This window comes from Geofilum sp. OHC36d9 (assembly GCF_052400685.1).
Lineage (GTDB): Bacteria > Bacteroidota > Bacteroidia > Bacteroidales > Marinilabiliaceae > CAZHHH01.
Genome location: NZ_JBQTGJ010000003.1, coordinates 109221 through 124403, shown reverse-complemented (window position 1 = coordinate 124403; position 15183 = coordinate 109221). Strand labels below are relative to the sequence as shown.

Genomic DNA, 15183 nt, shown 5'->3' with positions numbered 1-15183 from the left:
AGCAGCGATAATATAGAACAATAAATAAAGCCCTATTAGTGACAAAAATGCACTTGGCATTTAAAATTAACTTACATCATTTCTTTTTACTATTATTCTTAACAATTCGAAACACTTCTTCAAGTAAAAACCCATTCAATACTCCTGTGTTCAAAGGCTAATTAGATAAATCAACTACTATATTTAGTTAATTAAGCACACGCTCATTTATTTTAATCGATGTAAAATTGTAAACAAAAGTTAATACATGTAACATCATGTAATAAACCTTAAAACAATTCAAAATGAGAAAAAAACTAATTAAATGTTTAGCGGTAGTTGTCTTATATTTAATATCAACTATTGCATACACACAAACTACCAGGACAATAACAGGACTGGTTGTAGACGGACAGTCACTCCCTCTGCCCGGAGTTAACGTTGTTATTCAGGGTTCGACTACAGGCACGATCACTAATTCTGAAGGAAAATTTTCATTAGAACTCAAAACTCCAGCTCAAAATTCATTAGTCTTTTCATTTATCGGATTTAAAGAGCAGGTGGTATCTATTGGTACACAAACGACACTAAACGTCACCATGGAGGAGGATTTGGTTGGTCTTGACGAAGTTGTCGCCATTGGCTATGGCGTCATAAAAAGACGTGACTTAACAGGTTCAGTCGGGTCGGTTGGCGCAGACCAAATATCAAAGACCACCGGCAGTAATGCCATACAAGCCATACAGGGACGCGTACCAGGCGTAGACATTCAACAATCAAGTGGAGAAGCTGGCGCAGGTATATCGATAAACCTGCGAGGCAACAGATCCTTAACTGCCAGCAATGATCCTTTAATTTTGGTCGATGGCATAGAATACGGCTCCACACTTGACATCAATCCTTCTGACATTGAAACGATGGACATCCTTAAAGATGCTTCATCTACAGCTATTTATGGCAGCAAAGGTGCAAATGGGGTAATTATCATCACCACAAAAAAAGGGAAAGCTGGAAAAACAGTTGTTAACTTCAATTCATTTGTTTCTTCCAACCAACCAACACATGTACCCAAAGTAATGTACGGATTAAAAGAGGTTCAAAGACTAATTGACAAATCCAATTATGCAGCCAATTATGAAGTGTACAAAACAACAGGACAATGGGGAGCAACCTCGTATTCCGTAGAGGATGTACTAACAGAAAGCGGGGTAGATTTTACGGAAATGGATGTTTACAATGATGGCTCCTACACGGACTGGTTAGATATCATCCTTCAAAATGGCCTTACGCATAGCTATGATGTATCGATATCAGGAGGAACAGAAAAAACTACCTTCAATATTTCCATGGGAGCGATGTATGAAGAAGGCCTTATGAAAAATGATGAACTTGACCGATACAATATCAAAACAACAATCGACCATAAAATAAGCGACAACTTTAAAGTTGGTACAAATATTATGTACACTTACAAAGATCATGATGCCCGTAATTCAAGCGTTTTCGGACAAGCACTAAAAATGACATCAATAGCGCACGCCTACACTCAGGATGGGGAAATTATTGAAACTCCGAACCCGCGTTATGCAGCTCACGCCAATCCATTACTGGATGAAGTGGAAGGTGCCTATCAAAAAAACACGGAATCAACTCGGTTTTTCGGTATTTCATACCTTGAAATTACACCTATAACAGGTATTCATTTTAAAACCACATTTGCATTAGACCGATCAAATTCCCGTATTGGGACGTATCAGGATTACCAAAGTGTAGCACGTTATCAATCTCCTGGCACCAGCTATATTTCTTCTGAATACCAAAATAGCACAAAATACACCTGGGAGAATATTTTAAGTTATCACACAAACTTTTCCGATTCATTTCATGATCTAACGGCCATGTTAGGACATAGTATGGATCAAAAAGTATACGAACAAAATATCACCTCCGGCGATGCTGGAAGAGAGCACTATTACGAAAGTGCCTTTTACGATCTCTCTAAAATTTCAACTTCCACAACAACCAGTGATTACGAAAAAGAATCTCGTATATCCTATTTTGGACGCCTTAATTACAATTACACAGAAAAATACCTATTAACAGCTTCAGTACGCGCAGACGGTGCCTCAACGCTTGCGTCTGGTAATAAATGGGGTTATTTCCCTTCCATATCAGGCGCATGGCGCATTAACGAAGAATCATTTATGTCTACCACTAATAACTGGTTGACGAATTTAAAACTTCGCTTATCGTGGGGTGCCACAGGAAACTCTGCCATCAAGCCATATGAAACGTTAGGTATGTTAAGTGAGCGCCAATATTACTACTATATCAATGGCAGCGATATACCGGCAAACCTTCCAAGCAACTTTGCCAATGCGAACCTAAAATGGGAAACCACATCTGCCTATAACTATGGAATTGACTTTGGACTCTTCAATAACAGAGTCTCAGGTAATATTGACTTCTTTACAAGTAAAACGAAAGATTTACTTTACTTCAAAAGCGCGCCTCCAACATCTACATACCCAAGTATCATCGATAATATAGGGGAAACAAAAGCCAGCGGAATCGAAATATCTCTAAACACTTATATCTTTAAAAGCACCAATTTCTCATGGGATATAAACTGGTCATATTCCTCCTTCAAGGATGAAGTTACAGGTCTGGCCGATGGCATTGAAAAAAACATTATTGGACGAACAGCTCACATCATCGGTGAACCAGTAAGTATTTACTACGATTACAAAGCCAATGGCAATTGGGATATTAATGAATATGCCAATTACCTTGCAGAATGGCAAGATCGTCATCCCGATAGCTCGCCCGAATATATTTCGGCATACGGCGCTCCCGGGACCATTAAAATAGTGGACCAAAATGACGATGGAAAAATTGACGATGAAGATAAAGTTGTATACAACCGATCACCAAAACATATTTTTGGAATGAATAACAACTTTAGCTATAAGAATTTAGCGCTATCTGTTCTTGTGTACGCACGAGTTGGTGGATATATGCAATATGATATGAATTCCCAATTAAATTTTGAATCAGCTAACTGGGGTGATCTGGACTACTGGACGCCAAATAACACGAACGCAAAATTCCCCAATCCGGGAACCGAAAGCGCCACATACGGAAGCTATGGCACTTCATTGCTTTACGAGAAAGCAAACTATTTAAAGATCAAGGATATTACCCTAGCATATAGTCTCCCAACAAATATGTTAGAGCGCGTAGGTATAAATAAAATAAAAATTTACGGGTCATTAAAAAATTATTTCACCTTCAGCAGTGTTAGTAATTATGACTCTGAACGAGACGGATCAATTAACTTTCCGTTAGCTAAACAAATGGTTTTCGGTATTAATGTTCAATTCTAATCCTTAAAAGGTATACAAATGAAAAAGAAAATATATAGTCTTATTACTGTTTTAGCACTAATAATAGTCACGCCTTCATGTTCTGATTTTTTGGAAGAAGAGGTGAAAGTTGGTGCAGCACCAGAGCTATCGTACGCAACAAGCGCAGGAATTGATGGCCTTGTCGCCTCTGCTTACAGCTTTGCACGCGGATGGTATGGAAAAGAAGCCGGATTAGGTTTATCAGAAATGGGAACCGATCTATTTTATTATGGTTACGACAACAAACAAAAATCGTTAAACTCCTATAATTTAACAGCCGAAAGTTTAGACATGAATACCAGTGATAATGCAAGCCTGGATCATTACTGGGAACTATTCTTCAGTGCTGTTGATGTTTGTAACAACGTTTTAAAATACGTCCCATTAAATGAGATTCTGAACGATACAAAAAAAAGTCAATATTTGGGTGAAGCATACTTTCTGCGCGCCTTTTATTACTGGCATATAGTAAACATCTGGGGTCCTGTACCATATAATGAAGAAGCTCAATCCTATATCGAATACAATCCCGACAGACTTCCTGAAGAACAAGTTTACAGTAAAATCTTAGCTGATTTAGATAATGCTGTAACCGCGTTTGAAACAGCCGGCTACATGACAAAAGCGGATGGTCGGGCAAACTATTGGGCTGCCCGCGCACTTAAAGCCAGAGTTTTGTTATATGCCGCATCCTGGTTAGGGCCAAACAGCATTACCTCAAATACAAAATATTCGGGTCAAAACCTTTATACTTTAGCTCAAACAGAAGCTCAAGATGTTATTGGAAGTGGAATTGCAGAATTTTACAGTAATTATGCTGACACCTGGACTTTAAACAACGAAGACGTCACATCCAATCTAGAAGCTATTTGGGGGGTTACATATTCTTCTGACATCTCCACAACGGCCAATTGTATCCCCAAACGGTATAGAAAAGACACAGAAGGGGAGCCTCTCGATTACAATTCTCTGATTACAAGAACCGGTTACTCACGAGGTGGAAATGCCATGCTTCTTATGTTCGTCGGTATGTGGAATAATGGAGCCTCTGACCTTGGAAACAATGGTAATGAAACGTTTGTACGTGCCCTCAACGAAAAAACATTCTATATTGAACACTACGTAACCAAAGAAATGATACGAGTTGCCGAATACTATTCTCCATATAGCCGTGGCTTTACCCGTTACCTGCCTTCATTATACCTTTGGCAACTCCTCGAAAAAAATCGCGACACAGATCAACGCCCGGAAGCGACTCTGTTAAACGCTTATACCATTGCACCCGGTTTGGAAGGCAGTTCTAAAAACTATCCAAACATACTGGATACGGCAATATTCTATGCCCCATTGGACGGTGATTCACCAGAAGGCATATCACTTCAGGCATGGGCAAAGGATCGTTATCGCGTTCAATTCATGGCAAATGGTGACATACCTATTTACACCACAATGAATCCAGCAACAGCTCTTCCTACGGAAACCGCTAAAGCAACATCAAGTGTATATGGTGATGATCGATACAACTCGTACAAAATCGGAGGTTGGTGTTCATTTCCTGGTATTAAAAAATTCCTAAACGATGTCTTTGACCCTAATTATCCCACACACGACATTTCAAAACGAGATGCAGTTGTGATAAGGTTAGCCGAGATGTACCTGATTAAAGCTGAATGCCAACTATATACAGGGAACGGAGATGCCATGAGCACCATAAATGAACTACGAAAAGTGAGAGCTATTCCTGGTATGGAAGATGAAAATCAATTAACTGGAACTGCAACTTTAGAAACTATTCTGGAAGAACGTGCCATAGAATTGTGTGGCGAACAACAGCGCTGGTTCGATTTAAAACGCACCAAAACACTGGTTAACAGAGTTAAATCCTATAATGCACAAGCCGCAGGACAAATTGATGAACATCACTTATTACGTCCGATACCACAAACTCAAATCGATGCCGTTACCAACTATAGTGTAACGCCAGGCAGTGGATTTTGGCAAAATCCGGAATACTAATCTATACCCTAAATCCAATAAAGGCCACCTTTCGAGGTGGCCTTTATCTTTTGCAAAATGACATAATAATCACATCTGTCGTAAATAAAACCAATTAGGCTTCAGTTTCTCGGAGCGATTATTTTTGTGGTATCAAAGCATAAAAAAACAAATTGGTTACCTCCTTGGTGAACGAGAGCTCCCTTAAAACTGACATCAACATATACGTGTTGACGAATACTTCGAACTGGAGTACGCGAAAACCCAAAGACAATATTAAAAAAGACTCAGACGTGTTGTTGTTTGGGATGAAATCAACCTACAAACCATAGAACAAATCACCAACCAATTTACTTGGTCAGCAAATACCACATCGGATCTGGACAAAACCCAATGGGTGATTGAGCAATTCTTCAAAGGCATAAAACAATTGCTGAACATCAAATTCTTTCCAGACGCATCGACTAACGCAGTTTTAATTCAGATTTGGACAGCAATGATTACTCTATATCTCAAGGCTTCTACAAAACATGACTGGTGTATGTCTAATCGGGTTGCCTTTCTAAAATTAAATCTCTTGGTGAAATTTGAACTGAACCGATTATTGGATAATCCCTTTGAACAGAATACAAAACCAATCCCAAAGATTTTATCAGATTCAATATTTAACTTTAGAGTCCTTTTGTCAACTCTGATAATAATATAAAACCATGCTAAAAATGGAGATTATGGCTCCGCCATTTTACTTGCACATAATCCTCCCTCACTAGCTATAACACAACAAACTAATACACAACAACAATCAATTAAACAAAATACCACACATAATTTATCAAATAAACACACTTTGAACTAACGAGAATTCGCTACAATTGCAAATAGATGTTAAAATCATTTATAACAACCATTAAATCTTAGAATATGAAAAAAAGTATTTTTAAATGTTTTGTTTTTGTCGCCACACTGATGCTTTCATCAGCTGTTCTGGCACAAACAACAAAATCAATCTCGGGGAAAGTTTCCGATTCCCAGGGGCTCCCATTACCAGGAGTTAATGTTATAATATCAGGAACCACCAATGGAACAATCACAAATGCAGATGGAGAATTTTCATTGAATGTTTCCAATGCAGAAAAGGCTTCATTAACCTTTTCATTCATTGGGTTTAAAGAGCTGACTGTACCCATTGGGAGCCAAACGATTTTATCGGTTGTGCTTGACGAAAGCTTCATAAACCTTGATGAAGTCGTCGCTGTAGGTTATGGCGTTATGAGAAAATCTGACCTTACAGGTTCAGTCGGTTCAGTTGAAAGCGAAAAACTGACGGCCAAAGGTTCAACCACCGTCATGGAATCTTTACAAGGGCAGGTAGCCGGCGTAGACATCTCACAAAGTTCCAGCCGGCCGGGCGACGGATTTAAAATTCAAATAAGAGGAAAAAGTTCATTACAGGGCGGAGAACCCTTATATGTTGTTGATGGAATTATAACAGACAATATCAACTTTTTAAATCCGTCCGATATCGAAAAAATTGATATTTTAAAAGATGCCTCATCAACAGCAATCTATGGTTCAAGAGCTACCAATGGAGTGGTATTGGTAACAACCAAATCGGCCAAACCGGGTAGTGGTAAGAAATTTACCGTGACCTACGATGGATACTACGGAACCAAAAAAGTAGCCCGCATGCCTGATTTTATGGACGGACGCGAATGGGCAGCTTATCGTTTTATGCGCTATACTGATACCACGATCAATCCCGATGGCTCAGTAACAAGATCAATTACCGACGGAAGTATTGCTAACGTTTGGGCTGGCAACAGTGATACCATGAAGGAAATGTATCGAAATGAAGATTTCATTGACTGGCGCGACTTAATGCTGACCGAAGGAACCCAACAAAATCATTATTTGAATATTGCAGGAAACACTGATAACATTTCTTACCACATGGGTATCGGTCGTCAGGAAGAAGATGGCATTCTGGGTGATAAATACGATCGCACAAACGTCAAAGCCGTCATCAACAGTGAGTTAAATGAAAAATTTACAACTGGAATCTCCATAAATCTGGCAGTAACGAATCAGGACTATGGCAGCCAAAATTCAGTCATTAATAGCTTTAGAGTTAACGACTACTGGCTGCCCTACGATGAAAACGGAGAACTCAATTACCAACCGGGTAAAGACGCTCGATATCCAACCGGATTCTCTAGTACGGTTAGTCCTTTGGTCGACAGACTAAATTCAGCCGACGAGACTCGGACATACAACATTCTCACCAACATATACTTACAATACAGTCCAATAAAAGGATTAAATTTAAAAACAACTTTTTCACCCAGCTATATGCACAGCAAACGAGGACAATGGTATGGACCTGATGCTGAAGTAAACTCAAAAACACGCACCCACCAGTCAACTATCACCAACAAGGAAAATTTCTCTTACACTTGGGATAATCAGTTAGAATATGCTAAAACATTTAACGACCATAACATTAACTTACTAGGAGTTGTTAGTATGTATAGCAGCGAGTACCAGGACGATGGCCTTACAGGAATTGATTTTCCTTTTGCCACAGAATGGTATAATTTAGGTGCAGCAGCCAGTATTCAAGATCCGAACAGCTCATACAGTAAGATTACTATGCTCTCTTACATTCTTAGAGCCAATTATTCGTTTAAAAACAAATATCTGGCAACCATATCTTCACGTTGGGATGGAAGTTCAAAATTTTCTGAAGACAATAAATGGGGCGCTTTCCCCTCTATGGCACTGGCCTGGCGTTTAAACGAAGAAAGCTTTATTAAAGACAACTTAGCATGGCTTTCAAACCTCAAAACACGAGTAAGCTACGGAGTTTCAGGCAACAACGCCTCTATTGGTGCTTACACAACCCAACCTCTGGCTAGTACAAAATACTGGTATTCATTTAATCAGGAGCTGGCAGGAGGCTATGGTCCTTCAAACTTTGTCAATGAAGATTTAACCTGGGAAAAGACCAAAGAATTTAACGTTGGTCTTGACTATGGTATTTTTAATAACCGTGTTAATGGATCTATCGACTGGTACAACAGAACATCTGAAGATCTGTTGATGGAACAAAAAATACCTGTTGAAATGGGTGCTTTAGGTGGCACAATGTGGAATAACGTAGGGAAAGTCAAAAATACGGGTATTGAACTAATGCTTAATACATTAAATGTCAAAACATCAAATTTCAGGTGGGAAACTTCTTTCACATTCTCCAAAAACAAAAATGAAATACTTGAACTGAACGGGAAAAAGGAAGATATTGTGGCCAACAAATGGTTTATAGGACAACCTATTGACGTTATGTATGAATTGGAGTATGATGGTATTACAACCGCACAGGATCTTGCTAACGACCCTTCATTATACACCACCTATGGCTTTTATGAAGGCAGCATGAAAATCGTCAATCAAAATGATGATAATGTCATTGATAGCGACGACAGAATCATTCAGGGACATGCTCTTCCAGACTGGACGGGAAGTTTCAACTCAAATATGACCTATAAAAACATCGATTTCTCATTCTCTATCTATACCAAACAAGGAAGTACTGTTGCTAGTCCGTTTATGGCTGAATTTACTGACTATTCAGACCGAGGTAGGACTAAATTAAGTATGGATTTTTATGTACCCGAAGGCAATCCCACTCTTGGGGGTCTAAACAGTGACGGTTCTACAATTATTAATACAGCAGGCCAAATGGGCTCCTATCCATATCCGGATAATGACCGACCCAATCACCATGGAGGTGGTTATGGCTGGGGAACAGGAAAACATAAAGAATTGTACACCAACCAATATGTTGATGCCTCTTTCGTTAAAGTTAAAAACATAACCATTGGTTACACCATGCCTCAAAAATGGATGGAGCAAATAAAAATTGCGCATATGCGTGTATACTGCAATGTACTAAATCCATTTACTTTTACCGATTATAAGGGTTTTGATCCTGAATGGGCTGACGCCAGCCTTACCGACGGTACTGGAGGACCTAGCTCTATTACATATCAATTTGGGGTAAACTTAAAATTCTAAAACTGAAATCTTATGAATTCAAATAAAATATTCTTGTTTTCGATCCTATTATCTTTTATGATTGCAGGCTGTTCAGATTATCTCGATCAGGATAATAGGTCAAATGTTCCGCAGTCCGATTTTTACGGGACAGAAGATGGCTTTACAAGCCTTATTAACAGTGCCTATTCAAGTCTGCGTACCACCTATGGCGGCGATCCCTGGGTCTTCTGTGCCGGCACCGACCTTTTTGCATCAGGAAGAACTGCCGTTGACGACATTGGCCTGTACGGCAGTGGCTACAATAATACTGTATCAAGTATTTCAACCTTCTATTCTGATTGCTACAGTGCCATTAGCCTTGCCAATGATGTAATTTATTATGGAAACATAGTTTCTGATTTTGCAGAAAAAGATCAGTATATTGATGAAGCCCGTTTTCTGCGTGCCTATTACTATTTTCTGCTAGTTGAACAATTTGGCGACGTAGTGTTAATTAAAGAACGTATATCGGGAGCAATGCCAGCAACACCTCGCACCGAAGCTGAAGAAGTTTATCAATTTATCATCGACGAACTGTCCGATCTATCGGGCTCGGGAAGTGCCCTACTTGACAAGGCTACCGATTCAAACTTTGGACATGCAGACAAACGGGCCGCTATGCATTTTTTAGCAAAAGCTTATCTTTCAATAGGATACCTCACAAACAGCAACGAAGATTTCAATAATGCCAGATTGTATTCCGATCAGGTAATTGCAGCCAGTGATCAGCTCACACTGCCCTTTGCTGAATTAATGGATATAGATAATGAACAAAACGATGAAATTATCTTTTCAGTAGTTTACAGTGAGACATCGGTCTCCGATCCCTCAAGTGACGGATCCAAACAACAAGCCCATTTCAGCACATACCTTGATGGTCCCGAAGCAGGACATAAATACTGTACCTCTACCCTTACCCCTACATTAAGAATGCATCAACTATTTGCCGATGATCCCAACGACGAAAGATATGAAGGAACTTTCATGGTTACACTTTATAACCATTACTTCGACTATTACAATGCTGATTTAGCCAACACCAAGGTATTTGCTTACTACCCACCCGAATGGCTAGTAAGCGACACCGCAGCCTGGCGTGCTGCCGACCCTGAAAATCGTGCCGACTCATACATTATACCAATGACGGAAAGCGGACCCAACTTTAATAAAGACAAAAGCGCCATCGTCGTTACTTCATATGAAGACAAAATGGTAAACGATGTATTTGGAGTCTCTTGCTTTAAAAAGTTTGATGATAAAACTTCTGCGAAGTATTTCAGCACCACATGTAGCATGCGCGATGTTTACCTGGCTCGGTTATCAGAAACCTATTTAATTGCTGCCGAAGCACTTATTAAAGCAGGCAAACCAGGGGAAGCTGTGCCGTATGTCAATGCTGTTCGCACACGCGCCAAAGCGTCTGAAGTAGCCACAGAAGACATGACTATTGATTTTATTCTGGATGAGAGAGCACGTGAATTAGCAGGCGAAAATCATCGATGGGTAGATCTTAAACGTACCGGCAAATTGATTGACAATTGTCTTATGTATAACCCGGATATCAACTCAAGCGATCTCTTTGTTGGCGCTGATGGTCAACAAAAGTTACTGCGCCCGATTCCTCTTTCGGCCATGGAATTAAATGAGGCATTAACTCAGAATCCCGGATTTACGAAATAAATAATAATGGAAGCAGCCGGAAAGATACCTTCCCGGCTGTTTTTTTCCTATGATAAGCCAATGGTTGAACAACTCATTAAAAAACTTGATTTCAAGCCACTTTAATAACTATATGGCCAACAAAAAAACTCCCGACTACTTTCGTAATCGGGAGCTTTTTTGTGCCCAGAACAAGACTCGAACTTGCACGCCGTAAAACCGGCACCAGCCCCTCAAGCTGACGTGTCTACCAATTTCACCATCTGGGCAATAAATGGAGCGGAAAACGAGACTCGAACTCGCGACCCCGACCTTGGCAAGGTCGTGCTCTACCAACTGAGCTATTTCCGCATAGCTGCTAATAATTATTAAGCGGTTGCAAAGATATAAAATTTTGCAACTCACAAAATGCTTTTCAACAAAAAATAAAAAATAATAAGTTTTGATGAATTAACCATTGAATTTGATACGTGCAAAGGTTTCAACAAGAGCTAACATTAAGCCTGAAAATGGATATAAATGACCAAATTATGATTAACCATACAGGATATCCACAAATTTTCTTAATTTTCGGCTTGAAAAATAAACCCTTTGAAAATTTTTCCGTAATCCAAAACTAGCAATTAAATCTAATCTACTCTAGAATGGCAACTTTCTTAGGCATTCCTTTTGGAAGCAAATATCCCTCAACTCAAAAGTATGAGGATAAAATCAATAAGCTTACATCAAATTTTGAACGCTTTACAGAATTTAAAACATCGCCATTACTGGCTCGTTTTTACGAACTTGACCAACTTGTTCATTCCGGCGAATTTGAAAAAAAAGTTCAAAACCTTAAACATTTAAAGTTTAAGAACAGCGAAGAATGGCGACAATTAGATCAATACAAAGCACTTAAGTCGTCATCCGACATTAAAACCTATCTTAAATTCATCAAAATAGGAAAACTAAAAAGGATGGAGCAAATAGCTGCCTCGCCAATTTTTGAAGAATTTCAAACACTTACTGACTATATCAATTCAGCAGAATTTCATGCCGTGAAAGCCGCAAAAGGTTTTAAAAACAGCGAGGCGTATCAAAAATATCAACGCTATAAGACTCTTAAAAAAGATACCGATTTAAAATTCTATCATAAAACGATACGGTCAAACCAATATAAAACCGTTATCAATTTAAAGGACAGCGATCGTTTAAATACCTTCTTTCAACTTGAAGCCGTTGTACAATCGCAGACTTTTTTAGATCAAAAAGCATTTTTGGAAGATAAAAAGCGGTTCGAAAAATCGGAAGAGGCTGCGCTTATCAACGAATATAAAACACTTGAAAAAAATGAAGAAATCAAATGGTTTCTGCAGATTCAGAAAACGAAGCCATTTGAAGAACTAAAAAAATGGGATCTCACATTTCAAGATGATTTTGACCAGCTAAAACTTAATGAATCCAAGTGGATGACTGGGTACTATTGGGGTAAAGCTCTCATGAACGATAACTATGTGCCGGCGAGCGAATACCAGATGTTTACCGATCTAAACGTGGAAATCCGCAATAGCATCCTAAAAATTATCACACGTAAAGAATCTATAAATGGAAAGTGTTGGGACACTACGCATGGTTTCATCGATAAATCCTTTGAATACACATCTGGATTAATCAGTACTGGACAAAGTTTTCGCCAACAATACGGTCTTTTTGAAGCAAAAGTCAAATTCGACCAAACCTTTCCTGCTGTCAATGCCTTTTGGCTGGTTGGAGAAAAACAGACCCCTCATATTGACATATTCAAAACGGCTTTTACCAGAAATAATGCCATTGAATGTGGCTTGTATAACGGATCGACCAAACTCACAAAAACAGTAAAAGGGGCAACTTTTACCAATCGTTATTACATTTACAGTCTTGAATGGACCAAAGAAGCCTTAATATGGCGTATTAACGGCGTCGAAGTTTGGCGTCAAACCGACAACGTACCTCAGGAACCAATGTATTTATCCCTGTGTACCATTCTCCCAACTGAACCCACAAAAATGCATCTTCCTGCTGAAATGGAAATTGACTGGATAAAATGTTATCAGAAAAAATAAAAAGTCTGGAACTGCTATCGCCGGCCCGTGATTTGGAATGCGGTTTCGCAGCTATTAATCACGGTGCCGACGCAGTATATATTGGTTCCGACAGGTTTGGGGCCCGTAAGCAGGCCGGCAATAGCCTGGGTGATATACAAAAACTCACTGAATATGCCCACCTTTTTGGTGTTAAAATTTATGTAACGATCAATACGTTATTGTTCAACGAGGAGCTTAAAGCTGCCGAAACTCTCATCAATGAGCTCTATAAAATAAAAGTTGATGCCATTATTGTGCAGGATATGGGCATACTGGAAATGAATCTCCCTCCTATCCCACTACATGCCTCCACTCAAACAGATAACAGAACACCCGAAAAAGTAAAATTTCTGGAAGATGCCGGCTTTAGGCAAGTGGTGTTAGCACGCGAACTAACTTTGGATCAAATTCGTGATATAAAAGCCAAAACGTCGGTTCCTCTCGAATTTTTTGTTCATGGAGCGTTATGCGTATGCTATAGCGGCAAATGCTATATGAGCCATCAAACGACGGGACGAAGCGCTAACCGTGGTGAATGCAGTCAACCCTGCCGGTTACCCTATACACTGACAACACCCCAAGGCAATGTCCTTATTAACAACCAGCATATACTGTCACTTAAAGATTTAAACCTGAGTAATAGTCTGCAACAGCTTATTGACGCTGGTATTACCAGCTTTAAAATAGAAGGACGCCTGAAAGATGCTGGTTACGTAAAAAATATCACCACCTATTATCGTCAAAAATTAGATGAAATTATTGACTCTGACGATCATCTAAAAAGAGCTTCTTCGGGAATCACCCATCCATTATTTGCGGCCAGTCCTGAAAAATCCTTCTCGCGCGGTTTCACCTCTTATTTCATCAATGGACGTCAACATTCTATCTGGTCGCCTCATAGCCCAAAAAGTATGGGAGAAAAACTGGGTAAAGTGATTAAAACCGGAGCTGACTATTTCATCCCGGAAAAGGGCATCTCCGTTAATAATGGCGACGGACTCTGTTTCCTGACAAAAAAAGGAGAATTAAAAGGCTTCCGGGTTAACCGTACCACCGGAAACAAAATAGAAGCCGACGACACAAATCAACTATATGCAGGCGCCACATTATTCCGAAACCATGATCAGGCCTTCGATAGGCAGTTAAACAAAAGCGAAGGCCAGCGAAAAATAACTATATCGCTACACTTTACCGAAACAGATAAGGGGGTTAAGCTATCGGTTACCGACGAAGATAAGATAACGACTGTTATTGAAAAAGCATTAAAAAAAGAACTGGCCCAAAAACCCGTGAAAGCGCTGGAACAGATACAAAACCAGTTAAGCAAATGGGGTAACACTATTTTTAAGCCCATAAACATACGAGTTGATTTAAGCCAGTCTCTTTTTATAACAGCCGGATTTATCAACCAAATGCGTCGCAATTTGTGTGATCTGCACCAACAAAACAGAATGAAACAATACCGGCAGGAGACAGCCGAATTATTACCGACAAACCATCCTTACCCATACAAGTTGGATGATTACAGCAGTAATATCACCAACACTCTGTCTGAAGAATTTTATCGACACCATCAGGTAGAAAAAATGGCGATGGGTCTTGAGCTTCAGCCTGCCAATGGAGAGATAAAAGTGATGACAACCCGCCATTGCATTCGCCACGCCAATAATTTGTGTCCACGTGAAAATAAAGATGTCAAATCGACACCATTAATTATGTCGCGTGGCGATCAAACTTTTGAACTTCGTTTTGACTGTGCAAAATGTGAGATGGAAATATGGAAAAAATCATAACCAGAAAACGATAAATTCGCCGCTTGTTAAGATAAAGCAACATCAATACCACGTTGCAATTTCAAATCTATTTTCTGCATCCGTCACAAAAACAAAAAGCCCCTGCCGAAACAGGGGCCATTATTAATAACAAGAATAGCAGAAATTAGAACT

Annotated in this window: 6 protein-coding genes and 2 tRNA genes; 6 read left to right on the top strand and 2 right to left on the bottom strand. The window is 39.4% G+C overall.

From position 1 onward, the window contains the following. Positions 1-284 precede the first annotated feature (284 nt). The 4 genes from ACT3CD_RS05400 (at position 285) to ACT3CD_RS05385 (ending at position 11156) form a co-directional block, all read left to right on the top strand. Positions 285-3365, top strand: coding sequence for a SusC/RagA family TonB-linked outer membrane protein (locus tag ACT3CD_RS05400; protein ID WP_444643667.1), 3081 nt, complete (start codon positions 285-287; stop codon positions 3363-3365). Positions 3366-3383: 18 nt separating this feature from the next. Beyond that, positions 3384-5402 carry a RagB/SusD family nutrient uptake outer membrane protein gene (locus ACT3CD_RS05395; RefSeq protein WP_444643665.1) on the top strand — a complete coding sequence of 673 codons (2019 nt, stop codon included), beginning with the start codon at positions 3384-3386 and terminating at the stop codon, positions 5400-5402. 900 nt (positions 5403-6302) lie between these two features. Then, the gene (locus ACT3CD_RS05390) at positions 6303-9455 is read left to right on the top strand and encodes a SusC/RagA family TonB-linked outer membrane protein (RefSeq protein WP_444643663.1); all 3153 of its coding nucleotides are present in this window, start codon (positions 6303-6305) and stop codon (positions 9453-9455) included. 12 nt (positions 9456-9467) lie between these two features. Further along, entirely contained in the window at positions 9468-11156 is a 1689-nt protein-coding gene (locus tag ACT3CD_RS05385) for a RagB/SusD family nutrient uptake outer membrane protein (protein ID WP_444643661.1), read from the top strand. A gap of 162 nt (positions 11157-11318) precedes the next feature. Here the strand turns inward: ACT3CD_RS05385 and ACT3CD_RS05380 are convergent. Both ACT3CD_RS05380 and ACT3CD_RS05375 read right to left on the bottom strand, forming a co-directional pair. Then, a tRNA-Leu gene (locus ACT3CD_RS05380) sits at positions 11319-11404 on the bottom strand. Positions 11405-11410: 6 nt separating this feature from the next. Further along, a tRNA-Gly gene (locus tag ACT3CD_RS05375) sits at positions 11411-11486 on the bottom strand. 293 nt (positions 11487-11779) lie between these two features. Between ACT3CD_RS05375 and ACT3CD_RS05370 the strand changes: the two genes are divergently transcribed. Continuing rightward, the gene (locus tag ACT3CD_RS05370; protein ID WP_444643659.1) at positions 11780-13216 is read left to right on the top strand and encodes a glycoside hydrolase family 16 protein; all 1437 of its coding nucleotides are present in this window, start codon (positions 11780-11782) and stop codon (positions 13214-13216) included. Next, positions 13198-15030, top strand: coding sequence for a peptidase U32 family protein (locus ACT3CD_RS05365; protein WP_444643657.1), 1833 nt, complete (start codon positions 13198-13200; stop codon positions 15028-15030). Before ACT3CD_RS05370 ends, ACT3CD_RS05365 begins: the two co-directional genes overlap by 19 nt. Positions 15031-15183 lie beyond the last annotated feature (153 nt).